Source organism: Brachybacterium horti (assembly GCF_054777615.1).
The window spans coordinates 884,646-908,100 of record NZ_BAAHAM010000002.1; the positions used below are offsets into that span (position 1 = coordinate 884,646).

At 73.9% G+C, this 23,455-nt stretch carries 17 protein-coding genes and 6 tRNA genes; 11 read left to right on the top strand and 12 right to left on the bottom strand.

Annotated features, from left to right (window positions below):
- Positions 1-74: 74 nt before the first annotated feature.
- Positions 75-1,964 (top strand): BCCT family transporter, encoded by a 1,890-nt coding sequence (locus ACYVAP_RS09245; protein WP_498860411.1) that lies wholly within the window; start codon positions 75-77, stop codon positions 1,962-1,964.
- An 82-nt stretch (positions 1,965-2,046) separates the two neighbouring features.
- Positions 2,047-2,787, top strand: a complete 741-nt coding sequence (locus ACYVAP_RS09250) for a type 2 periplasmic-binding domain-containing protein (protein WP_498860412.1) — start codon at positions 2,047-2,049, stop codon at positions 2,785-2,787.
- A gap of 24 nt (positions 2,788-2,811) precedes the next feature.
- On the opposite strand, the gene ACYVAP_RS09255 is transcribed toward ACYVAP_RS09250, so the two are convergent.
- From ACYVAP_RS09255 to ACYVAP_RS09270, 4 genes are all read right to left on the bottom strand, one after another.
- Positions 2,812-2,883 (bottom strand) — tRNA-Val (locus ACYVAP_RS09255).
- Between the two features lie 24 nt (positions 2,884-2,907).
- Positions 2,908-2,981 (bottom strand) — tRNA-Cys (locus ACYVAP_RS09260).
- Between the two features lie 67 nt (positions 2,982-3,048).
- A tRNA-Gly gene (locus ACYVAP_RS09265) sits at positions 3,049-3,124 on the bottom strand.
- 26 nt (positions 3,125-3,150) lie between these two features.
- Positions 3,151-3,222 (bottom strand) — tRNA-Val (locus tag ACYVAP_RS09270).
- Between the two features lie 287 nt (positions 3,223-3,509).
- Between ACYVAP_RS09270 and ACYVAP_RS09275 the strand changes: the two genes are divergently transcribed.
- The 5 genes from ACYVAP_RS09275 to treZ all read left to right on the top strand — a co-directional run bounded on the left by ACYVAP_RS09275 (position 3,510) and on the right by treZ (position 10,390).
- A tRNA-Gly gene (locus tag ACYVAP_RS09275) sits at positions 3,510-3,585 on the top strand.
- A gap of 27 nt (positions 3,586-3,612) precedes the next feature.
- A tRNA-Val gene (locus ACYVAP_RS09280) sits at positions 3,613-3,687 on the top strand.
- Between the two features lie 139 nt (positions 3,688-3,826).
- The gene (gene glgX, locus ACYVAP_RS09285) at positions 3,827-5,965 is read left to right on the top strand and encodes a glycogen debranching protein (protein ID WP_498860413.1); all 2,139 of its coding nucleotides are present in this window, start codon (positions 3,827-3,829) and stop codon (positions 5,963-5,965) included.
- A gap of 79 nt (positions 5,966-6,044) precedes the next feature.
- Positions 6,045-8,588 carry a malto-oligosyltrehalose synthase gene (treY, locus tag ACYVAP_RS09290; RefSeq protein WP_498860414.1) on the top strand — a complete coding sequence of 848 codons (2,544 nt, stop codon included), beginning with the start codon at positions 6,045-6,047 and terminating at the stop codon, positions 8,586-8,588.
- The gene (treZ, locus tag ACYVAP_RS09295; RefSeq protein WP_498860415.1) at positions 8,585-10,390 is read left to right on the top strand and encodes an alpha-amylase family protein; all 1,806 of its coding nucleotides are present in this window, start codon (positions 8,585-8,587) and stop codon (positions 10,388-10,390) included. The genes treY and treZ overlap by 4 nt, the downstream gene beginning before the upstream one ends.
- Positions 10,391-10,420: 30 nt before the next feature.
- On the opposite strand, the gene zapE is transcribed toward treZ, so the two are convergent.
- The gene (gene zapE / locus ACYVAP_RS09300) at positions 10,421-11,464 is read right to left on the bottom strand and encodes a cell division protein ZapE family protein (protein WP_498860416.1); all 1,044 of its coding nucleotides are present in this window, start codon (positions 11,462-11,464) and stop codon (positions 10,421-10,423) included.
- 65 nt (positions 11,465-11,529) lie between these two features.
- Here zapE and ACYVAP_RS09305 point away from each other — a divergent pair, with 65 nt between their 5' ends.
- The gene (locus ACYVAP_RS09305; protein WP_498860417.1) at positions 11,530-12,282 is read left to right on the top strand and encodes a dihydrofolate reductase family protein; all 753 of its coding nucleotides are present in this window, start codon (positions 11,530-11,532) and stop codon (positions 12,280-12,282) included.
- A 19-nt stretch (positions 12,283-12,301) separates the two neighbouring features.
- Here the strand turns inward: ACYVAP_RS09305 and ACYVAP_RS09310 are convergent, their stop codons facing one another.
- The gene (locus ACYVAP_RS09310; RefSeq protein ID WP_498860418.1) at positions 12,302-13,657 is read right to left on the bottom strand and encodes an alpha/beta hydrolase family protein; all 1,356 of its coding nucleotides are present in this window, start codon (positions 13,655-13,657) and stop codon (positions 12,302-12,304) included.
- A gap of 172 nt (positions 13,658-13,829) precedes the next feature.
- Between ACYVAP_RS09310 and msrB the strand changes: the two genes are divergently transcribed.
- The 3 genes from msrB to ACYVAP_RS09325 all read left to right on the top strand — a co-directional run bounded on the left by msrB (position 13,830) and on the right by ACYVAP_RS09325 (position 16,281).
- Positions 13,830-14,267, top strand: a complete 438-nt coding sequence (gene msrB / locus ACYVAP_RS09315; protein WP_498860419.1) for a peptide-methionine (R)-S-oxide reductase — start codon at positions 13,830-13,832, stop codon at positions 14,265-14,267.
- A gap of 140 nt (positions 14,268-14,407) precedes the next feature.
- Complete coding sequence (locus ACYVAP_RS09320; RefSeq protein ID WP_498860420.1) at positions 14,408-15,034, top strand: DUF3000 domain-containing protein; 627 nt, start codon at positions 14,408-14,410, stop codon at positions 15,032-15,034.
- Positions 15,034-16,281, top strand: coding sequence for an HRDC domain-containing protein (locus ACYVAP_RS09325; RefSeq protein ID WP_498860421.1), 1,248 nt, complete (start codon positions 15,034-15,036; stop codon positions 16,279-16,281). Before ACYVAP_RS09320 ends, ACYVAP_RS09325 begins: the two co-directional genes overlap by 1 nt.
- Before the next feature lie 13 nt (positions 16,282-16,294).
- On the opposite strand, the gene ACYVAP_RS09330 is transcribed toward ACYVAP_RS09325, so the two are convergent.
- The 6 genes from ACYVAP_RS09330 to ACYVAP_RS09355 all read right to left on the bottom strand — a co-directional run bounded on the left by ACYVAP_RS09330 (position 16,295) and on the right by ACYVAP_RS09355 (position 23,443).
- Positions 16,295-16,939, bottom strand: a complete 645-nt coding sequence (locus ACYVAP_RS09330; protein ID WP_498860422.1) for an NUDIX hydrolase — start codon at positions 16,937-16,939, stop codon at positions 16,295-16,297.
- A complete protein-coding gene (gene pyrG, locus ACYVAP_RS09335) occupies positions 16,932-18,677 on the bottom strand; it encodes a CTP synthase (protein ID WP_498860443.1) in 1,746 nt (581 codons plus the stop codon). Before pyrG ends, ACYVAP_RS09330 begins: the two co-directional genes overlap by 8 nt.
- A gap of 65 nt (positions 18,678-18,742) precedes the next feature.
- Positions 18,743-19,828: a glycosyltransferase family protein gene (locus ACYVAP_RS09340; RefSeq protein ID WP_498860423.1), complete on the bottom strand. Its 1,086-nt coding sequence runs from the start codon at positions 19,826-19,828 to the stop codon at positions 18,743-18,745.
- The gene (gene murJ, locus ACYVAP_RS09345; protein WP_264451634.1) at positions 19,825-21,606 is read right to left on the bottom strand and encodes a murein biosynthesis integral membrane protein MurJ; all 1,782 of its coding nucleotides are present in this window, start codon (positions 21,604-21,606) and stop codon (positions 19,825-19,827) included. The genes ACYVAP_RS09340 and murJ overlap by 4 nt, the downstream gene beginning before the upstream one ends.
- Positions 21,603-22,406 (bottom strand): hypothetical protein, encoded by an 804-nt coding sequence (locus tag ACYVAP_RS09350; RefSeq protein ID WP_498860424.1) that lies wholly within the window; start codon positions 22,404-22,406, stop codon positions 21,603-21,605. The genes murJ and ACYVAP_RS09350 overlap by 4 nt, the downstream gene beginning before the upstream one ends.
- The gene (locus tag ACYVAP_RS09355; RefSeq protein WP_498860425.1) at positions 22,403-23,443 is read right to left on the bottom strand and encodes a copper transporter; all 1,041 of its coding nucleotides are present in this window, start codon (positions 23,441-23,443) and stop codon (positions 22,403-22,405) included. The genes ACYVAP_RS09350 and ACYVAP_RS09355 overlap by 4 nt, the downstream gene beginning before the upstream one ends.
- Positions 23,444-23,455: the final 12 nt, after the last annotated feature.

The window sequence follows — 23,455 nt, forward strand, 5'->3', positions numbered from 1 at the left end:
ATCCCCGAACCCAGGAAGGAGTCGTCCCTCCTCCGGCCGATCCCCGATCGCGGCCGCCCGAGGCGACGTTCCCCATGAGTCAGAACACACAGACGACCAAGGAGCTCCTCGACGATCTCCGCGACGCGGAGCCACGGCGCAGACGGAAGCACACCCAGGGCACCGACCGCATCGTGTTCGGCGTCGCCGCCGTCCTCGCGATCGCCTTCGTGATCTGGGGGCTCGTCTCCCCCGCCGGCCTCGGCGCGGTCGCGGACAGCGCCCTCGCGGGCGTCATCGGCAACTTCGGCTGGCTGTACGTCATCGCCGCCTCCGTCTTCACGATCTTCGTGCTCGTCGTCGCGTTCTCGCGCTTCGGCCGCATCCCGCTGGGCCGTGACGGCGAGGAGCCGCAGTTCAAGACCGCCTCGTGGATCTCCATGATGTTCGCGACCGGCATGGGCATCGGCCTCATCTTCTACGGTGTGGGCGAGCCGCTGTTCTTCTACATGTCCCCGCCGCCGGGCACGGTCGAGGCGCAGACCCCCGAGGCGATGACCACCGCCATGGGCACGACGCTCTTCCACTGGACCCTGTACCCGTGGGCCATGTACGCGATCGTGGGCCTCGGCATGGCCTACGGCACCTACCGCCTGGGCCGCGCCCAGCTGTTCTCCGCGATGTTCGCCTCGATCTTCGGCGAGCGGGTCTCGGAGGGCGTGGGCGGCCGCATCATCAACATCCTCGCGATCCTCGCGACGCTGTTCGGCTCCGCCTGCTCGCTGGGTCTCGGCGCCCTCCAGATCGGCGGCGGCATCACCTCCACGGGCCTCATGGAGAAGGTGACCTCCCCGGTCCTCGTCCTCATCATCGCGGTCCTCACCGCCTGCTTCGTGGCCTCCGCGGTCTCCGGCATCGAGAAGGGCATCCAGCTCCTCTCCAACACCAACATGGTGCTCGCCGTGGTCCTCGCGGTCATCGTCTTCGTGGGCGGCCCGACCCTCTTCATCCTCAACGTCATCCCGAACGCCGTGGGCGGCTTCATCGACCAGCTCCCGCAGATGGCCTCGCGCACCGCGGCCGCCGGTGACGAGTCGCTCGCCGAGTGGATGAGCAGCTGGACCGTCTTCTACTGGGCCTGGTGGGTCTCCTGGTGCCCCTTCGTGGGCCTGTTCATCGGCCGCATCTCCCGCGGCCGCACGATCCGTCAGTTCGTGGTCGGCGTGCTGCTGGTCCCCTCGGTCGTCTCCCTGCTGTGGTTCTCGATCTTCGGCGGCGGTGCGATCGGCATCCAGGAGCGCGCCGAGCGCGCCCAGGACGAGGGCTCGATGCTCTCGAAGGTCGTGGACGGCGTGCCGGACATCAACTTCGACACGATCCTGTTCTCGACGCTCGACGCCCTGCCCGTCCCCGGCGTCGTGACCATCGTCCTCATGGTCCTGGCCGTGGTGCTCGTGGCGATCTTCTTCATCACCGGCGCGGACTCCGCCTCCATCGTCATGGGCGGCCTCTCCGAGCACGGCGCGGAGGAGCCCACCCGCAAGGCGGTCGTCTTCTGGGGCGTCGCCACCGGCGCCGTCGCGGCGATCATGCTGCTGGCCGGCGGTGACGAGCCCGCGGAGGCCCTCAACGGCCTGAAGAACATCACGATCGTGTCCTCGCTGCCGTTCGTCCTGGTCATGCTGCTGCTGTGCGTGGCGATCTGGAAGGACCTCTCGAAGGACCCGCTCATGATCCGCAACCGCCTCGCGCGGCACGTGCTCGAGGACGCGGTCGAGTCCGCGATCGACGAGCACGACGGCGAGCCCTTCGCCCTGCACACGGTCGAGGCCGTGGTCGAGGTGACGCCGGAGGACGCGAAGCGTCTGTCCGACGGCCGCCCGGCGACATCGGCCGGCACCTCCTCGGAGGCGGCGTCGTCCGCGGCCGCGGAGCCGACCGTCGACGAGGGCCCGTCCCCCGAGGACGGCCCCGCGCGGGCCTGACCGCCCCGCTCCGTCGCGAGCCCCGGACCTCCTCGAGGTCCGGGGCTCGTCCCGTCCCGGGGACCCGTCCTAGGGTCAGGTCATGGACGACGCACGGAGATCGGACGACGCACCGCTGCGCGCGGTCATCAACCTCGGCAACGCGGTGCTCGCGCACGGCGACCCGGAGGACCCGCGGGGCGTGAGCGTCGACCTCGCGCGGGAGCTCGCTCGACGCGCCGGCCGCGCGGTGGAGCTGCGGGCGGTGACCGCCGCCCGTGACGCCGTGGAGGCCCTCGAGGCGGGCGCGGCGGATCTCGGCTTCCTCGCCCACGACCCCGAGCGCTCCCGGACGCTCGCCTTCACGGATCCCTACGTGATGATCGAGGGATGCTTCGCCGTCCCGGAGGCCGCACCGCCCGCGGTCGCCGACGAGGCCGACCGCCCGGGACTCCGCATCGGCACCAAGCGGGGCTCCGCGCTGCACCTGCATCTCGCGCGCACGGTCGGCAGCGCCGAGCTGATCCCCCTGCCCGAGCACCCGCTGCCGGGCGAGGACCCGGCGCTCGACGTGATCACGGGGATCCGGGACCCGCTCACGGCCGCGCTCCGGGCGTCCCCGGGCTGGCGCCTGCTCGAGCCCGCGTTCCTGCGGATCCCGCAGTGCGTGGCCGTCCCTGCAGCGACGCCCGCGATGGACCGGGACGCGCTGTCGGGCGCGGTGCGCGAGCTGCTCGCCTCGGGCTTCGTGGCGCGGTCCCTCAGCGCCGACGGCCGACCGCCGGAGCTCGCGGCCCCTCCCGCCCGCTGCGCCGGGACACGGACGAGCCCCCGGCCGGGATGACTCCCGGCCGGGGGCTCGTGTCGGTGGGCGATACTGGGATCGAACCAGTGACCTCTTCCGTGTCAGGGAAGCGCGCTACCGCTGCGCCAATCGCCCGCTCCGCGTCCCGGGGGGACGCGGTGGAGGTGGGTACGGGATTCGAACCCGTGTACACGGCTTTGCAGGCCGTTGCCTCGCCTCTCGGCCAACCCACCACGGGGTGCGGTGCACCCTCGATACGGAGACGGCGCGTCCGACGATTCGTCGGGCGCGCCGTCCCTGTGGAGCGGACGACGGGACTCGAACCCGCGACCCTCACCTTGGCAAGGTGATGCTCTACCAACTGAGCCACGTCCGCAGTGCGGGATCCACAGGGATCCTGCGTGGGCGATACTGGGATCGAACCAGTGACCTCTTCCGTGTGAAGGAAGCGCGCTACCCCTGCGCCAATCGCCCTCGGGGGCCTGCTCTCTCGAGCGGACCTGGAACAGCCTACACGCTCTCCGACGAGGTCCGGACCAGATCCGATGTGACCTACGTCGTCACGGCGTCCCTCCCCCTCACCGCTCCCGTCGGGCCCCGACGGGCACCCGAGGGCAGGCCGCCGGCTCCGCAGGGACGGCGCGGGCGCCGCACAGGCAGGACGACGGCGCGGGACGGTGACCTCGGCCACGACGGGGCCCCTCGGTTTGCCTCGACCCGCAGGTCGGTCTAATGTTGCTCTTCGTCGGCCTGGCCGATGTGCGGACGTGGCTCAGTTGGTAGAGCATCACCTTGCCAAGGTGAGGGTCGCGGGTTCGAGTCCCGTCGTCCGCTCCATCCCTCCCCCGCGCCCCAGGGCGCACCGGGCGATTGGCGCAGCGGTAGCGCGCTTCCCTGACACGGAAGAGGTCACTGGTTCGATCCCAGTATCGCCCACCATCCGAAGGCCCCGGCTCACGCCGGGGCCTTCGTCGTCCCCGGGCCTCCCCGCGCCGCCCCCGGTCACGACTCGGCCGCGGAACCGACCGGGAGTGCGGCTCACGGGAGTTCCCCGGTCGCTTGCCGCTAGCCTGTGCCCATGCAGATCTGGCCCGGTCAGTCGTATCCCCTGGGAGCCACGTTCGACGGCTCCGGCACCAACTTCGCCCTGTTCTCGGAGGCCGCCGAGCGCGTGGAGCTGTGCCTGCTCGACGATGCGGGCGCCGAGACCCGCATCGAGCTCACCGAGGTCGACGCCTTCGTCTGGCACGTCTACCTGCCCGCGGTGCAGCCCGGGCAGCGCTACGGGTACCGCGTGCACGGCCCCTTCGACCCCGCGGCCGGACTGCGCTGCGATCCCAGCAAGCTCCTGCTGGACCCGTACGCGAAGGCGATCTCGGGGATGGCCAGCAACCATCCCTCGCTGTACAGCTACGACTTCGAGGACCACGAGGCGCGCAACACGGAGGACTCCGCGGCGCACACGATGCACTCGGTCGTCGTCTCCCCCTACTTCGACTGGGGTAGCGACCACTCCCCCGCCCACGAGTACCACGACACCGTGATCTACGAGGCGCACGTCAAGGGCCTGACGATGCTCCACCCCGACGTCGACGAGTCGATCCGCGGCACCTACGTCGCCATGGGGCACCCCGCGATCATCGAGCACCTCACCGAGCTCGGGGTCACCGCCGTCGAGCTCATGCCCGTTCACCAGTTCGTGCAGGACGGCCACCTCGTCGAGAAGGGGATGCGCAACTACTGGGGCTACAACACCATCGGCTTCTTCGCGCCCCACAACGAGTACGCCTACGCCGGGGACCGGGGCCAGCAGGTCCAGGAGTTCAAGACCATGGTCAAGAACCTCCATGCGGCCGGCATCGAGGTCATCCTCGACGTGGTCTACAACCACACCGCCGAGGGCAACCACATGGGCCCCACGCTGTCCTTCCGCGGCATCGACAACGCGTCCTACTACCGCCTCGTGGAGGAGGACAGGGCGCACTACTACGACACCACCGGCACCGGGAACTCGCTGCTCATGCGCACCCCGCACGTGCTGCAGCTGATCATGGACTCGCTGCGCTACTGGGTCACCGAGATGCATGTGGACGGCTTCCGCTTCGATCTCGCCTCGACCCTCGCCCGGGAGCTGCACGAGGTGGACCGGCTCTCCGCCTTCTTCGACATCATCCAGCAGGACCCGGTGATCTCCCAGGTCAAGCTCATCGCGGAGCCCTGGGACCTCGGCGAGGGCGGCTACCAGGTGGGCGGCTTCCCGCCGCTGTGGTCGGAGTGGAACGGCCGATTCCGCGACACGGTGCGCGACTTCCACCGCTCCGAGCCGGGCATGATCGGCGAGTTCTCCTCGCGCCTGGCCGGCAGCTCGGACCTCTACCAGCACACCGGGCGCACCCCCATCGCCTCGATCAACTTCGTCACCGCCCACGACGGCTTCACGCTGCGCGACCTGGTCTCCTACAACGAGCGCCACAACGAGGCCAACGGCGAGGGCGGCAACGACGGCGAGTCCCACAACCGCTCCTGGAACTCGGGTGCGGAGGGGCCGACGGACGACCGCTCGGTGCTCGACCTCCGCCTGCGCCGCGCGAAGAACCTCATGGCGACGCTGCTCGTCAGCCAGGGGGTCCCGATGATCCTCCACGGCGACGAGATGGGCCGCACGCAGGGCGGCAACAACAACACCTACTGCCAGGACGACGAGATCTCCTGGATGCACTGGGAGCTCGAGCCGGACCAGATGGACATGCTCTGGTTCACGCAGCGCATGATCGCCCTGCGCCGCGAGCACCCGATCTTCCGCCGCCGGCGGTTCCTGCAGGGCGTGGTGCGCGAGGGCTCCGCCTCGAGCCTCCCCGACGTGGAGTGGATCGGCACCGACGGCGCCCCCATGACGGACGAGGACTGGAACGCCGCGGAGAACAAGTGCCTCACGGTGTTCCTCAACGGCTCGGCGATCCCGGAGCCGGACGCCCGCGGCGCCCAGATCGTCGACGACTCCGCCCTCCTGCTGTTCAACGCCTCCGGGAACGGGGTCGAGTTCACGCTCCCCGGCGAGGACCACGGCCCCGTGTGGACCACCGTGCTGGGCACCGACGGCGAGGACGAGGTGGACGCCGAGCTGGCGGCGGGGACCACGATCACGCGCCCCGCGCACTCGATGCTGCTGCTCATGCGGCCGGCGATCGAGGACCCCGCCGGCGAGGACCAGGGCTGAGACCACCCGCACCGCTGAGGAGCGCTCCCCGGCACCGGGCCGGGGAGCCGCCGGACCATCGATCACCCGGAGGCACATCGTGAGCACCGCCCATCGCACCGGAGCCGTCCCCGCCGTGGACCGTCCGGCACCGCCCACGTCCACCTACCGCCTGCAGCTGCACGCGGGGTTCACGGCCGACGATGCCGCCGCGCTCGTCCCCTACCTCGCGCGGCTCGGCGTGGGCCACGTGTTCTGCTCCCCCGTGCTGCAGGCCGCCCCGGGGTCGATGCACGGCTACGACGTCGTCGACCACCGTCGCGTCTCGGAGGACATCGGCGGGGAGGAGGCGCTGCGCCGGCTCGCGGCCGCCGCCCACGACCACGGCATGGGGCTGATCGTCGACGTGGTCCCCAACCACATGGCGATCCCCACACCGATCTGGCACAACCACGCGCTGTGGTCCGTGCTGCGCGACGGCCCCGCCTCCCCCTTCGCCGACTGGTTCGACCTCGACCCCGCCGGGCAGGGGATCCTCGTGCCCGTGCTCGGGCGGCCCATCGGCTCCGTGCTCGCCGACGGCGAGCTCTCCGTCGGGACCGCGATGGTCCCGCAGGGCGACGGCACCGCCCGCGAGGAGCAGGTGCTCCGCTATTTCGACCACGTCCTGCCGCTCGCGGCGGGCACCGAGCACCTGGGCCTCGCCGATCTCCTCGAACGCCAGTGGTACCGCCTCGCCTACTGGAAGGTCGCGGACGACGAGCTGAACTACCGGCGCTTCTTCGACGTGGACACCCTCGCCGCCATCCGGGTCGAGCTGCCCGAGGTCTTCGAGGCCACGCACGCGACGCTGCTGCGGCTGCAGGGCGAGGGAGTGATCGACGGCTACCGCATCGACCACCCCGACGGCCTCGCGGACCCCCGTGGTTACCTCCGTGACCTCGAGGCGGCGAGCGGGGCCGCCTGGACCGTCGTGGAGAAGATCCTCGAGGGCGAGGAGACCCTGCCCGGGGACATGCCGTGCGACGGGACGACGGGCTACGACGCCCTGTGGCGGGTGGGCGGGCTGTTCCACGACCCGCGCGGTGCGCTCGGGCTCACCCAGCTCTGGCAGCGGATGACCGGCGACCAGCGCAGCTTCGACCAGATCGCGGAGGAGTCGACCCGGCTCGTGGTGTCCACGAGCCTGTGGGCGGAGATCGAACGGCTCACCTCCCTCATCCACCGGATCTGCCAGGAGGACATCCGCCTGCGCGACACGACCCGGCGCAACCTCCAGAAGGTCGTCGTCGCGCTGCTCGGCTCGATGGACCGCTATCGCGCGTACATCGTGCCCGGGGAGCCCGCGCCGGGCGCCGAGCGGGCCGTGGTCGAGCACGCCGCCGCGCGGGCACGGCTCGCGCTCGGGGAGGACGAGGACGTCGTCGCGGCGCTCGAGCTGGTCGTCGCCCTGGTGTGCGGCGACGAGGTGGGCAGCGCGGGACGCACGGCGAGCGCCGACCGGGCCGAGGTGGTGGTGCGCTTCGCGCAGACCTGCGGGCCCGTCCACGCGAAGGCGCACGAGGACACCGCCTTCTACCGCTATCCGCGCTTCCTGCCCGTCACGGAGGTCGGCGCGGACCCGGACCGGATCGGGGTGGAGCCGGACGACCTCCACGACCACGCCCTGATGATGGTCCGCACCCGCCCGGACTCGATGACCACGCTGTCCACCCATGACACGAAGCGCAGCGAGGACGTGCGCGCACGGCTCGCCGTGCTCACGGAGGCGCCGCTCGACTGGGCCGTGACGGTGCAGGCGCTCGAGCAGGCGACCGCCGGATCGCGCGGCGACCGGGTCGACGGCGCGATCGCGCTGCTGCTGTGGCAGGTGCTCGCGGCGTGCTGGGACCTGCCCGGGGCGGACGCCCCGCGGATCACCGAGGAGCGCCTCACCGGCTACCTCGAGAAGGCGATGCGCGAGGCGAAGACCCGCACCAGCTGGACCGAGCCGGATCCCGCCTACGAGCAGGAGGTCCAGGACCTCGCGCGGGCGGCGCTCGCCTCCCCCGAGGTGGACGCCGTCCTCTCCGACTGGACCCGCCGCACCCTGCCCGCCCAGCGGGCGGCGATCCTGGGCCAGAAGCTCGTGCAGCTCACGATGCCGGGCGTGCCGGACGTCTACCAGGGCAACGAGACCGTGGACCTGTCCCTGGTGGATCCCGACAACCGTCGTCCCGTCGACCATGCGGCCCATGCGGCGCGACTCGAGCGGATGATCGAGGGCGCCGGAGCCGACGGCGTGGGCGACGAGAAGCTCTGGCTCACGCACCGCGCGCTGGGCCTGCGCCGGGAGCGGCCGGAGCTCTTCGCCGGCCGCCACGCCGCCTACCGCCCGCTGCCGACCACCACCTCCCACGCCGTCGCCTTCGGCCGCGCCGTCGACGAGGGACCCCTCGAGGCGGTCACGGTCGCCACGCGCCTCGCGCACGGTCTCGCCCAGCGCGGCGGCTGGGGCGATGCGCGGCTCTCCCTGCCCGAGGGCCGCTGGCGGGATCTGCTCACCGGGCGGGACGTCGAGGGCGGCCTCGTGCCGCTGCGGGAGCTGCTCGAGGAGCTGCCCGTCGCCCTGCTGGTCCGCGAGGCGGAGGGGGCGGGACGATGACCCGCACGCCGCCGCCCGTCTCCCACGATCTCACCGGTGGCCACGCGGTCTGGGCACCGTCGGCCGAGCACGTCGAGATCCGCCGCGACGGTGAGGTCTCGTCCCTGCGACGGGACGAGCGGGGCTGGCACACGCTGCCGGACTCCCCTGCCCACCCCGGCGAGCGCTACGCCTTCCGGCTGGACGGGGACGGACCGTGGATCCCCGATCCGCGTTCGCTGTCCCAGCCCGACGGCGTCCACGGCGAGAGCGAGGTCGTCGACCTCGCGGCGCTCCGCTCGCTCGCCGCGGAGGGCTCCCCCTGGGAGGGTCGCCCGCTGCGGGGCCGTGTCCTGTACGAGCTGCACCTGGGGACCTTCACCCCCGGGCCGGACGGCCGCGGCGGCACCCTGGACTCCGCGATCGGGCGTCTGGACGAGCTCGTGGAGCTCGGGGTGGACGCGGTCGAGCTCATGCCGCTCGCGGCCTTCCCCGGGGACCGCGGCTGGGGCTACGACGGGGTGGGGCTGTATGCGGTCCACGCCGCGTACGGGGGGCCCGGGGCCCTCGCCCGCTTCGTCGCCGCCGCGCACCGGCGCGGGATCGCCGTGCTGCTCGACGTGGTGTTCAACCACCTGGGGCCCGCCGGGAACTACCTCGGCCTGCAGGGTCCCTACTTCACCGATCGCCACCACACGCCCTGGGGAGAGGCCGTGAACCTCGACCAGCCGGGGTCGGCGGAGGTCCGGGCGTTCCTGATCGGCGCCGCCCACCAGTGGCTCGTGGGGATGGGTCTGGACGGACTGCGGCTGGACGCCGTGCACGAGCTGCACGACGACTCCGCGCTCCCCTTCCTCGCCGAGCTCGCGCTCGCCGTGGAGGGCTGGGAGCGCGAGACCGGCCGACCGCTGCTCCTGATCGCCGAGTCCGACCGCAACGACCCGGCGACCGTGACCCCGGTCGCCGGCGGCGGCCTCGGCATGGACATGCAGTGGGCGGACGACGTCCACCACGGCGTCCACGCCTGGATCACCGGGGAGCGGGAGGGCTACTACGGGGACTTCGGCTCCGCCGAGGTGCTCGCGACGGTCCTGACGCGGGTGTTCCTCCACGACGGCGGCTACTCGAGCTTCCGCGGTCAGGACTGGGGCGCCCCCGTCGACCCGGCCTCGGCGGACTACGACGCCCACTCCTTCGTCACCTTCCTCCAGGACCACGACCAGGTGGGCAACCGCGCCGCCGGGGACCGCATCCACCACGGACTGGACCCGCGGCGCCATGCCGCGGCGGCCGCGCTGATCCTCCTGGGACCGGGCACCCCGATGCTCTTCCAGGGCGAGGAGTGGGCCGCCTCGACCCCCTTCGCCTATGTCACCGACCACGACGAGGAGCTGGGACGCCTCGTCACCGCGGGTCGCACCGAGGAGTTCTCTCGGATGGGCTGGGCGGAGGAGGTCCCCGACCCGCAGGACCGCGCCACCTTCACCGCCTCGATCCTGCGCTGGGAGGAGCGCTCCCGGGACGAGCACGCGCGCATGCTCGCCTGGTACCGCACGCTGATCGGCCTGCGCCGCGACCTGCCCGCCCTGCGCGACCCCGATCTGCGGGCGACGAGCGTCGACGTGCTCGCCGAGGAGACCGTGCTCCTGCGCCGCGGCGACGTCGCCGTGCTCGCGCATCGGGGGGAGGGCCGGGCGACGCTCCCCGTCGCGGGCGAGGTGCTCGCCCGCTTCGGCGCGCCGCTCCGCGGGGCCGACGGGGCCGACGGCGGCGGCGTGACGGGCCTGGACGGCCCGGGAGTCCTCGTGGCGCGCACCGTCTGACCCGCCGACCCCCGGGGTCCCGGGCCCGGCTCAGCGCCCCGCGGGCTCCTCGGCGAGCGCGAGCCCGTCGTGGGCGAGCGAGGCGAGCCGCGAGAGCGAGCGGTAGTACTTCTTGCGGTAACCGCTGCGCAGCAGCTCCTCGGTGAACAGGGTCGGCACCACGGCGGCGTCGTCCTCCGCGGAGAGCAGCATCGGCACCTCGCGGTCGTAGAGCCGGTCCACGAGCACGACGAAGCGCAGCGCATGGTGGTGGTGGCTGAGCACGCGCAGCCCGGTCACATGCGCCGCGGTCACCTCGTCGATGAGGGCGCCGTAGCGGGAGGGATGCAGGGTCGCGAGGTGGTCGAGCAGGCCCTCGAAGGAGTCGAGGGTCGCTCCCTCCTGCGCGGCGGCGTGCTCGCGCACCCGCTCGGTGGGGAGCGCCGAGATCTCCCGGATCCCGTCCCGGCGCCGGTAGTCCTCGCCGTCGATGCGCATGACGTCGAAGCGCTCGGACATGGAGCGGATCTCGCGCAGGAAGTCCTGGGCGGCGAAGCGTCCCTCTCCGAGCGCCTCCGGCAGGGTGTTCGAGGTCGCCGCGACGGCGACGCCCCGGTCGGAGAGCTCACGGATCAGGCGGGTCATGAGCAGCGTGTCGCCGGGGTCGTCGAGCTCGAACTCGTCGATGCACACGAGGACGCTCTCGCGCAGCAGGTCCACGGCCCGCTGGAAGCCGAGCGCCCCCACGAGGTCCGTGTACTCCACGAAGGTCCCGTAGACCCGCTTGCCGGGCACGGCGTGGAAGAGCGACGTCAGCAGGTGGGTCTTGCCCACGCCGAAGCCGCCGTCGAGGTAGATGCCGCGCGCCTCGGTGCTCTGCCGGCGCAGCCGCGAGAGCAGACCGGCCTTCCGCGGACGGGAGAGCTCCGCGGCGAAGGCCGTGATCCGCTCCTTGGTCTGCTGCTGGGAGGGGTGCTCGGGGTCCGGGCGATAGGTCTCCAGCCTCGCCTGCGCGAACCGGGGCGGCGGCACCAGGTCCGCGAGGAGGCGGTCCAGGGTGGGCTCGGGGCGGCGGTCGGCGAGGGCAGCGGTCACGCGGGCCAGTGTAGGGGCGCGCGGGACCTGTCCCGGTCCACGGGGAAGTGCGGGATGATCGGGGCATGAGCTCCCTGCAGCTGGTCCGGCGCGACGGCGCCCTCCTCCCCCGCCCCCTCCGGATCGACGACGACGCCGCCGGGGCGCGCGCGCTCGCCGAGCTGTACGCGCCGCCCGCCGGCCGCACGAGCGTGCGCGCCATGATGAACACGACGATCGACGGCTCCGTGACCGGGGCCGACGGCACGAGCGGCCCGCTGCGCAATCCCGACGACTCGCTCGTCTTCGGCGTGCTGCGCGCCCTCGCTGACGTCGTGCTCGTGGGCGCGGGGACCGTGCGGGCCGAGGACTACACCCACCCGGCAGAGGACGCGCACCTCGCCGGCGAGGACCTCCGACCGGGCGGTGCGCGCACCCCCGTGCTCGCCGTGCTCTCCACGACCGGTGAGCTGCCGGAGGGTCTGGACGAGCACTGGCCGCTGCTGCTGCTCACCCCGGCGACGGGCCTCGACGCCGCCCGGGAGCGGTCGGGGCTCCCGGCCGAGCAGGTGCTCCCCGCCGCCGGCGCGGTCGAGGCGCTCGACGTGCTCGCCGGGCGCGGGCTCCTCGCGATCCAGGCGGAGGGCGGGCCCGGCACCCTGGGCACGCTCGCCGCCGCGGGACGGCTCGACGAGCTGTGCTTCTCGGTCACGGCGCGCACGGTGGGAGGGACCTCCCCGCACGTGATCGACGGGGCGCCCCGTGATCAGCGCTGGACGCTGGACTCGCTGCTGCTCGGCGAGGAGGCGATGATCCCGCGCTGGCGGCGACGGGGCTGATCCCGCCTTCCGGGACCGCTCAGACCCGCGTGCCGACCGACTGCGGCAGCGGCGGCGAGGCGGGGTCCCGCAGCGGGAGCTCGAGCGCGCCGACGTCGACCCCGAGATCGAGCGTGTCCACGAGGAACTCGGCGAGGATCCGCTCCCAGCGGCCGGGGTCCCGGTTCCACTCGCGGGTGTGGGACGCGCCCTCGAAGGGCTCGAAGCGCACGAGGTCCGGGAGCAGCGCGGCGAGCCGGCGGCTGGGGGCCGGCGGCACCGTCGCGTCGTCCAGCGCATGGAAGAGCAGCGTGGGATGGCGCAGGGTGCGGCCGTAGAAGTCGGGGGTCATCTCGGCGAGTGCGAGCGGCTCGTGGAGGCGCACGATGCGCGCGCCCCGGTTCGAGGTCATCATCCACAGCGCGAGCCTGCGCATGGGGCGGGGGGCCTTGAGCGCCGTCGCGTGGTAGATGAGGATGTCCTGCCAGTCCACGGCCGGGGAGTCGAGCACGAGCGCCGCGATCGCCTCGCGGTGCGCGGAGCGCACGGAGGTGCGCAGGACGATGCCGCCGCCCATCGAGAAGCCCATGAGCACGATGCGCCGGGCACCGTTCGCGAGCGCGTACTCGATCGCCGCCTCGGTGTCCTCCCACTCGTCCGAGCCGAGGTGGTACATGCTGTCGGCGGAGGCCGGGCCGCCGGCGTCGTTGCGGTAGGTGATCGCGAGCGTCGTGAGCCCCAGGCGGTGCAGGAGCGGGATGCTGCGCAGCGCCTCGCCGCGGGTCGAGCCGTGGCCGTGCACGAAGATCGCCCAGGTGTCGGCGTTGCCCGGGGCGGAGCCCGCCGCCTCGTCCGGTCGCACCAGCCACGCCGGCATGTACCCGACCGGCGAGTCGACCTGGACGTCCTCGGTGGACAGGCCGTGGGCCGTCCACGGTGTGCCGGCCCAGAAGAAGCCGTTGACGTTGGTGCGGGCGACCTGGAGCGGGGCGTCCGTGTCCCTCGCGAGCACGGGACGGGCGACGGTGCGCGGCGTCGGGCGTCCCTCCACGGGACCCAGCCGGAGGTGCACGCCGCCCCCGCCCTGGCGCAGGGCGAGGTACCCGGCCCGGCGCGACTCCGAGGACTCGTCGAGGTGGACACGGTCCGGGAAGACGGCGCGGACCGCGAGATCGGGCCGCTGGCGGATCCCCATCTGGGGCACGAGCGGGAGGCGCGCCATGACCCGCGCGCCGAGGGCGAGCAGTCCGGCGCTGAGGGCGAAGGCCCCGGCGGCCCCGATCCCTCCGACGACGGCGGCGTCCGCCCACCGGATCTGCGGGAGCAGGGAGGTGCGGTGCTCCTGGGGGGCCTGCTCGCGGTGACGGAGGGTGGTCCCGGAGGTGTCGCGGCTCATGCCCAGCAGTCTAGACATCGGCCTAGGATCGAGTCAGGGCGCCCGCTGGGAGCGATCGGCCCCGACCTGCACGTCCTCGACCTCGTGCGCACGGCCGGTCCCGCTCCCCCGGAGCCGCCCCACGGCGCTCCCACCGCCCGCCGCGACCGCTTCCCGCAGATCGGAGGACCCCGTGTCCCACCAGCCCATCGGATCCCGTCCCTATCCCGTGGCCATCAGCCAGGAGGAGTGGCGCGAGCGCCTCGGCCCCGCCGCGTACCAGGTGCTGCGCGAGGGCGCCACGGAGCGCCCCTTCACCGGCGAGTACGAGGAGGTCCGCGAGGCCGGCACCTACGCCTGCCGCGCCTGCGGCGCCGAGCTGTTCACCGCCGAGACCCAGTTCGACGCGCACTGCGGATGGCCCGCCTTCTACGCCCCCACGGACTCCGACGCCGTCGAGCTCCTCGAGGACAGGTCGCTGGGCATGCGGCGCGTCGAGGTGCGCTGCGCCCGCTGCGGCTCGCACCTGGGCCACGTCTTCGAGGGCGAGGGCTTCCCCACCCCGACGGACGAGCGGTACTGCATCAACTCGGTGAGCCTCGTCCACTCCGACGACGCCGCCGGCGCCTGAGCCGCATCGGTGCCGGGACCGCGCCTCCACGCCGGGCCCGGCGCCGCTCCCGTGACCGCCAGCAGGACCGCGGGAGCCGGTTCCCCGGCGGGCGGCGCGCCTGCGCCGTGCGCCCGGTGCGTCCGGATACGCTCCCACGCGTGTCCGTGCATCGATTCCGTCCCGGCGACGACGCCTTCCGCTCCGCCGTCGCGGCGATGACCGCCACCGCGCTGCGCCCCGAGCTGGAATGGCGGGAGATCCCCGCCCCCTCCCGCATGGCGCCCTCCGCGTGGGCGGCGACCGCGGAGATCGTGGTCCACGACGAGGAGCTCGCGAGCGGGCGCCTGGTCATCCTCCACGACCCCGAGGGCCAGGAGGCCTGGGACGGCACGGTGCGCATGGTCGCGCTGGTGCAGGCGCAGCTCGAGCCCGAGTTCGCGATCGAGTCGATGCTCGGCGACGTCGCCTGGTCCTGGGTGACCGAGTCCCTCGAGCTGCACGAGGCCGAGTCCCGAGAGCTGGGCTGCACGGCGACCCGCGTGGTCTCGCAGTCCTACGGCTCCCTCGCCTCGCGCCCCTCGACGGTCGACGTCGAGATGCGGGTCTCGTGGACTCCCGTCGGCGAGGACCTCGCCCCGCACTTCGACGCCTGGACCGCGATGCTCGCCGCCGCGGGAGGCCTGCCGCCCGCCCCGGCGCGCGTCGCCCCGATCGCCCCGAGCCACCGGGCGCGCGCACCCCGCACCCCGGGCTCCCCCAGCACCGCCCCCTCCCCAGGAGAATGATGACCGGTCCCGTCCGCGACCAGACCACCCCGGACCCCGCGGCCGAGGACGCCGAGCGCCCCGCCCCGACCCCGCTCACCGCGCCGCGAGACGGGCTGGTGCCCGTCATCGACCGGATCCAGCCGCTCCTCGCCTGGTGCGAGGCCGCGGCGAGCGCGCCCGACGAGCCCGTCGCGGTGGACGCCGAGCGCGCCTCGAGCTACCGCTACAGCTCGCGCGCCTATCTGGTCCAGCTGCGCACCGAGGCCGCGGGCACGGCGCTCATCGACCCCCTCGCCTTCACGATGCCCTCGACCCTCCCCACGCTCCTCGCGGAGCGCGAATGGGTCCTCCACGCGGCGGGCCAGGACCTCCCGAGCCTCGCCGAGCTGGGACTGCGCCCCGGCTCCCTCTTCGACACCGAGCTCGCCGCCCGCCTGCTGGGCATGGAGCGCGTGGGCCTGGGTGCGGTCGTCGAGGACACCCTCGGTCTCTCGCTGGCCAAGGAGCACTCCGCCGCGGACTGGTCCAAGCGTCCGCTCCCGGAGAGCTGGCTCGTCTACGCGGCGCTCGACGTCGAGGTCCTCGTCGAGGTGCGGGACGTGCTCGCGGCGCGCCTGCGCGAGGCGGGCAAGGAGCAGTGGGCCCGCGAGGAGTTCGCCCACGAGGCGACCCGGGAGCAGGGCCCCACCCGCTCCTCGACCTGGCGGGGCCTGCACGGCATCGGCGGGCTGCGATCGGCCAAGCAGCTCGCGGCGGCGCGCGCCATGTGGGAGCGTCGCGACGAGATCGCCTCCCGCGAGGACCTCTCCCCCCACCGCGTCATCAAGGACCGCGATATCGTCGCGGCGGCCAAGGAGTCGCCCCGCGGCCGTGAGGCCTTCGACCGCTCGCTGCCCGCGCCGCTGCGCAAGAAGGACACCTGGTGGAAGGCGGCCCGCTCGGGCCTCGACCTCCCCGCCGCGCACCTGCCCGACCGCTCCGAGGCGTCCTATCCCCCGCCCCACAAGCTGTGGTCGAAGAAGTACCCCGAGGTCTGGGAGCGGTACCAGCTGCTGCGCACGGCCGTCGGCGAGCGGGCGGAGGAGCTGCACGTGCCCACCGAGAACCTCCTCCAGCCGGGGGTGCTGCGCACCTGGACCTGGGAGCACGAGACGCCGGGCGACGTCGCCCAGGTCGAGGAGGAGCTGTTCGCCCTCGGGGCGCGGCCGTGGCAGGTCGAGCTGGCCGCGCCGGTGATCCGAGGGGCGCTCGTCGAGCGGGCCTGAGCCCGCCCCGGGCTCACCGCCCGGGGCGCTCCATGAAGGGGGCGTCGGCCGGACGCAGGGCGGTGCCCGTCGTCCGGGCCGCCTGCAGGGCGAGCAGCGCCGAGACGGTCGTGCCGTTCGTGATGCGGCCCTCGAGCACGGCGGTGACCGCCTCTGCGAGCGGCACCCAGCGCGTGACGATCTCCGCCTCCTCGTGGGTGCGCTCGTACTCCTGCTCGCTCGCCCGGACGCCGTCGGCGAGGTAGACCCGGATGACCTCGTCGTTGCCGCCGGGGCTGGGACGCAGGTCCACCAGGGTGGCCAGGGACAGCGGCTCAGTGCCGGTCTCCTCGGCGAGCTCGCGGGCGGCCGCCCGATGCGGCGCCTCGCCGTCGAGGTCGAGCAGGCCGGCCGGGATCTCCCAGAGCTCGTGGCCCACGGGGTGGCGATACTGACGGATCATGAGCACACGGTCGGCGTCGTCCACCGCGAGCACGGCCACGGCACCGGTGTGCCACACGTACTCGCGGTCGAAGCGGACGCCCGGTGCGAAGTCGATCGTGTCGCGCACCAGGTCCCAGACCATGCCGTCGTGCAGCACGCGCCGCTCGGCGACGGGTCGGGGGGCGGGTAGGTCCCGCAGCTCCTGCGGGACCTGCCCCTCGTGCTGGTCAGGCATCCTCGGCGTCCGCCGCGGCGTCGTCGATCTCGACGACCGGGTCCACCTCGACCGGGTCGACCTCGAGCAGACGGGTGGCCTTCTGGGCGTCGATCGCCGCGCCGACGAGACCCGCGAACAGCGGGTGCGCCTTGGTGGGGCGGGACTTCAGCTCCGGGTGGGCCTGCGTGCCGATGTAGTACGGGTGCTCCTCGACGGGCAGCTCCACGAACTCCACGAGCGAGCGGTCCGCGGAGACGCCGGAGATCCGCAGGCCGGCCTTCTCGATCTCCTCGCGGAAGCCGTTGTTGACCTCGTAGCGGTGGCGGTGGCGCTCGGCGACCCGGGTGGAGCCGTAGACGGTCGCCGCGAGCGAGCCCTCGGTGAGCTGGTGGTCGTAGGAGCCCAGGCGCATGGTGCCGCCCAGGTCGCCCTCGCCGGAGACGATGTCCTGCTGCTCCGCCATCGTCGCGATGACCGGGTGGGCGGTCGTCGGGTCGAACTCGGAGGAGTGGGCGTCGGCCCAGCCGAGCTCCGTGCGGGCGTACTCGATGACCATGCACTGCATGCCCAGGCACAGGCCCAGGGCGGGGATGCCGTGGGTGCGGGCGTGGCGCAGGGCGCCGACCTTCCCGTCGACGCCGCGCACGCCGAACCCGCCGGGGACGACGATCGCGTCGACGCCCTTGAGCGCCGCGGCGGCGCCCTCGGCGGTCGCGCAGGAGTCGGACTCGACCCAGCGGATCGCGACCTTGGCGCTGTGGTGGAAGCCGCCCGCGCGCACCGCCTCGGTCACCGAGAGGTAGGCGTCGGGGAGGTCGACGTACTTGCCCACCAGCGCCACCTCGACGAAGTGCAGGGGGTGGTGGACGCGCTGGAGCAGGGAGTCCCACTGCGACCAGTCCACGTCGTGGCTGAGCAGGTCGAGACGGCGGATCGCGTAGGCGTCGAGGCCCTCGTCGTGGATGACGTGGGGGATGTCGTAGATCGAGGGGGCGTCCGCGCAGGTGACGACCGCGTCGATGTCGACGTCGCACATGGAGGAGATCTTCGCCTTGACCGAGGTGGGCAGCTGGCGGTCCGCGCGCAGCACGATCGCGTCGGGCTGGATGCCGATCGAGCGCAGCGCGGCGACCGAGTGCTGGGTGGGCTTGGTCTTCAGCTCCTGGGAGGGACCGATGAACGGCACGAGCGAGACGTGCACGAAGAACACGTTCTCGCGGCCCAGGTCCTGGCGCACCTGGCGGGCGGCCTCGAGGAACGGCTGGGACTCGATGTCGCCGACGGTGCCGCCGATCTCGGTGATGATGACGTCCACGCCCTCACCGGCCTGCGCGCGCATCGACTCCTTGATCGCGTTCGTGATGTGCGGGATGACCTGGACGGTGTCGCCGAGGTACTCGCCGCGCCGCTCCTTGGCGATGACGTTCGAGTAGACCTGGCCCGTGGTCACGTTCGCGTTCGCGCCGAGGTTCTCGTCGAGGAAGCGCTCGTAGTGGCCGATGTCGAGATCGGTCTCGGCGCCGTCCTCGGTCACGAAGACCTCGCCGTGCTGGAACGGGTTCATGGTGCCCGGGTCCACGTTGAGGTACGGGTCGAGCTTCTGCATCTTCACCGCGAGGCCGCGGGAGCGCAGGAGCATGCCGAGCGAGGAGGCGGTCAGGCCCTTCCCGAGGCTGGAGACGACACCCCCGGTCACGAAGATGTGCTTGGAGGTGCCGGGATTCCGGAACGGCTTCGTCGAGGCGCTCTGGCCGATCCTGGGGATCGGTCCGGTACCGGTTCGGGGGGTGTTCACGCTGGTATCTGCCACGAACTGTCAACCTACCATCGGGGATCGCGGGGGGCCAGGACGTCGAGGAGCTGGTCGGTCATGTCACGTGCTCCGGGGAGGGAGCGGGCCCGCTGTCGCGAGGCCTGCTCCCGGTGGCGGCGGACCGCCGGGTCGAGATGCTCCAGGATCGCAGACGCGAGGGCCGGAGCGTCGCCCACGGGCACGAGTGTCGCGGCCTCCTGCGTCACCCAGCGGGTCCCGCCCGCATCCGTCGCGATGATCGCGCGGCCGGCGCGGAGGGCCTCCTGGAGCGCCACCGGCTGCCCCTCCCAGCGCGCCGCGGAGACCACGAGGTCCGCGCGGGCGAGCAGCGCGGGGACGTCCTCACGGCGTCCCAGCAGCTCGACCGGCAGGCGCTCCGCGGCGATCCGCTCGGCGAGCGCCTGCCGCAGCGGCCCGTCGCCGGCGATCCCGACGCGCACCCGCCCCCGGGTGCCGGGATCGCGTTCGAGCGCCGCGACGGCGTCCAGGAGGTCCGGGAGCCCCTTCTGCGGAGCGAGGCGGGCGATGACGAGCACGTCGAGCGGACGGGCGGCGTCAGCAGGCTCAGCAGGACGGGCCGGATCGACAGGATCGATGGAACCCGACAGACCTGCCGGAGCCGGGACGACGGCGTGGAGCACCTCGCGCGCCCCGGCGCGGGCTGCCTGCTCGGCGAGATCCGGGGAGACGGCGAGGACGACGTCGGCGCGGCTCGTGAGGATCCGCAGCAGCACCGCCCCCGCGGCGCGCACGGCCGTGCCGCCGACGGTGCGGTTGTGCAGGGTCACGACGAGCCGCACCGGTGCCGCGCCGCGCGCCGGTCCCAGGGAGCGCACGGCGAGCGCCGAGAGGGCGCCGGCCCGCAGCCCGTGCGCGTGCACGGCGATCGGCCCGGTCGATCGGAGCGCGGTCACCTCCCGGCGCAGACCGCGCAGCGCGGCGCCGTCGGCGCGCGGGGAGGGACGCTCCCCGATCACCGCCGCCGAGGCGTGGACCTCGGCGCCGGCCGCCTCGAGCGCGGCGTGCTCCTGGTCCACGTGCGCGGCGAGCCCGCCGCTCGCCCGCGGGCGCACGAGCAGCACCCGGAGGCTCATGCGGACGTGTCCTCGTCGGTGCGCTCCCCCACGCCCGTCGCCGTCGCCGCGAGCGGTTCCTCGCCGCCGCGGCGCCGCAGGCGGCGCATCACCGAGCGGGCGAGCAGCGGATCCCCCAGGGCGAGCAGCGGGGCCGCGACCAGGGCGGAGACCAGCGCGGCGAGCACCCCCGACGCGACCGCGCCGAGCGTCCCGGTGCTCGCGGTCACCAGCGCCTTGGCGACGAGGAGGCCGGGCACCGAGGCGACGACCATCGCGAGCGGCGCCACGATCGCCATGCGGCGCAGCTGCGGGATCTGGCCCCCGGGGGCGACGAGGTCGCTCACCCGTCCCAGGCCCACGAGGGCGGAGAGCGCCATGCCGCCGGCGATCGCGAGGCCGAAGGCCGTGGCGGCCATGGCGCTCGTGCGCCCCGGGGAGGGCAGCACGAGGATCACGATGAGGAGCGCCGCGACCACCCAGCCCGCGGAGCCCACGAGGAGCGCGTCGCGGGCGCGCAGCGCGGCCGAGAGCACACGCGTGCACTGGGTGGCCACGGCGAAGCCGGGCAGCCCCAGGGCGAGGGCGGCTGTCGCGGAGCCGACGCCGCCGGCGCCGGCGCGGTCCACGAGCCGGAAGAACTGCTCGAGCGCGGGGGCGGCGGCGATGAGCGCCGCGGCGCCGAGCACCGAGGCCGCGATGACGGAGCGGAGCCCGGCGGTCGTGGCGCGGGCGAAGCCGATCGTGTCCCCCACCAGGCGCAGCTCCGACAGCTGCGGGAACCCGGCGGTGACCAGCGGCACCACGAGGATGGCGAAGGGCAGCAGGTACAGCGCCTGGGCGTACTGGAAGACCGGCAGCGTGCCCGTGCCGCCGGCGCGCATCGCGAGCACCATCACGAGTGCGATGACGGCCTGCTGGGCGCCCACGGCCCCGAGACCGGCGGCGCCGAGCCGCAGGGCGCGACGCCCGGTCCCCTCGGGCATGCGCAGCGTGGGGCGCAGTCGCAGTCCCGAGCGGTGGGCGGCCACGGCGACGGGGACGGACATCGCGGCGACGCCGGCCGTCGTCCCCCAGCCGAGCCAGGCGGCGGCGCCCGAGGAGATCGTGGTGGAGGTCGCGACGGCGGGGACCAGCAGCGCGTAGACCCGGTAGGCGCCCATCACCACGAGCGAGGAGATGAGCGGCATCATCGCCGGCCAGAAGAACCGCCGGCGCGCCTGCAGGTAGGCGCCGAGCACCACGGCGACGGCGTACAGCGGGAGCTGCACCGAGAAGATCCGCAGCAGGCGTGCCCCGAGCGCCACGCCGGAGGCGCCGGTGCCGTCGGTCGCGAGCAGGTACCCCGCGATGGGGGTCGCGAACAGGGAGACCAGGACAGCGACCGGGACGGTCAGCAGCAGCGCCCATCCCAGCAGCGCCGAGATGATCGCGTCCGCCCGGCGGGCGCCGTCGGCCCGCTCCGCGGCGACAGCGTCGCTCTCCGCGGCGGCCGGACGGTCGCGCTCGGGGACCAGCCCCGCGACGAGCGGCACGACGACGGCGGCGAGCGCGCCGCCTGCGACGACCTCGAAGAGCACGTTGGGCAGGAGGTTCGCGGTCGAGTACGCGGTGCCCACGTCCCCGGCGCCGACGCTCGCCCCGAACACGAGGTAGCGCACGAACCCGGCGATGCGCGCGGCGAGGGTGACGACGAGGATGATCCCCGCGCCGCGCAGGACGGTCCGGCCGAGTGAGGCCGCCCCGGGCCCGACGCCCTTCGCGGGCTCGGCCGCGTGCGGCGCAGGCGCGGCGTTCATCGGGTCCCCTCGTCGCCCGGCAGCGGGCGGCGCCCCCAGCGGTCGATCCGGCGCAGCGGCACCGTGCGATCGATGACCGCGCTGAAGCTGACCTTCTCGCTCGCCGCGGTGAGCGCGACGATGCCGGCGAGCAGGGCCACGCGCGCAGGCGCGGGCAGACGGCGGGCGGCGGCGGCCCCCGTGGCGGCGCCGAGGGCGTTGGCCCCGGCGTCGCCGAGCATGCCGCGCTCCCCCAGGTCCGCCGGCAGCGCGGCGAGCCCCGGCAGCAGCGCGGCGAGGGCCAGCGCGGCGCCGCTGCGCTCGCGGTCATCCCGCTCCGCGCCGTCGCGAGCGGGCACGGCCGCCAGCAGCGCGGCGGCGGGGAGCACCACCTTGAGCGCCCGTCCCGGGCGGAGGTCGAGCAGGTTGACGAGGTTCGCGGATCCTGCGGCGATGCCCGCGTCGACGATCAGCCCCACCGGCCGGCGGGGCCCCGGTGCGAGCAGCGCCCCGATGCCGGCGACCACGGGGATGCCGATCGCCTTCGCGGCGCCCGTGGTGAGGCGCCCGCGGCGCAGCGCCCCGAGATGGCCGCGCAGGCCCTTCTCGACGGGCAGCCCGGCGCGGCGACGTCGCGGCTCGATGAGGTCGTCGGCGAGGCCGAGCGCCCCGATGGCGCCGATCACGAGGGCGTCCGGGCGCCCGGCGCGGAGGGAGAGCAGGGTCGTCGCGCCGACGACGGCCGCGCCCTCGGCGAGAGTCACGGTGCGGCCCGCGTAGTTCGTGCGTTCGAGCTCCGCGCGGAGCGATCCCCCGGTCATCCCTCTCCCCCGCCGTCGGAGGCGCCGGCGCCCGTGCCGAGCCCCTGCGTCTCCGGGAGCTGCGGGAGGCGGGCGTCCGCGTCGGTCGTGGTGCCGTAGGCGCCGGATCCGCCGCGGGTCTGCTCGACGAGCGCGAGGACGGCGAGGACGGGGCCGTCGGCCTCCTGGAGCCGGTCGGTCGTCGAGAGCGTCGTGAAGCGGGAGTCGCCGCGCACGGTGCGGAGGATGCCGGTGGAGGCGTCGTTCGCGGGGGTGACGGCGGCGACGACGGCTGGGACGCCGTCCTCGACCAGCCGGGCGAGCAGGGCCGACTGTGCGGCGAGCTGTCCCTGGGCGCGCTCGGTCGCGGTGGTCTCGTCGTCCGCCTCGACGGTGAACTCGGCCGGGTCCGCGCTCGCGTAGACGACGGCGTCGACCGTGCCGGGGACGCCGTCGGCGAGGGTCACCAGCTGGTGGTCCTGGAGCACCTTCCAGAGCTGCTCGCGCTGCGTGTCGGTGAGCCCTGCGGGGTCGTCGGCGGAGAGCAGGGTGACCACGAGGGTCGCGAGCCGCTCCGAGGAGGTCGGTGCGGTGGCGTCGTCCGCCCCCTGGCTGATCAGCGCTCCGGGGGCGATCTCCTCGACGTCCGCCACGGCCTCGTCCCGGGCGTCGCCCTCGGCGGGGTCCCAGAGCGTCGCGCCGAGGGCGACCGGGGAGGTGGTCCCGGCGCCCGCGTCCTCGAGCAGCGTGCCGAGCGCCGAGACGGAGCTGCGGGTGGAGTCGTCGTCGGTGATGACGGCGACGTCCTGGCCGGCGAGGGCGCCGGAGACGATCTGGGGTCCCACGCCGCTGATGAACGAGGCGAGCTGGTCGTTGCTCGCCTCGAGCTCGTCGACCTGGCCGCGCAGGGTGTCCTGCTCGGTGCGGAGCTGCTCGACCTGACCGGAGAGCTGGTCCCCGAGGGTGTCGCGCAGCGGCCCCGCTCCCAGCACGATCCCCACCGCGAGGGCGAGGAACACGGAGATCAGCGAGACGAGGTGATAACGGAAGTCGATCACGGGATCGGTTCC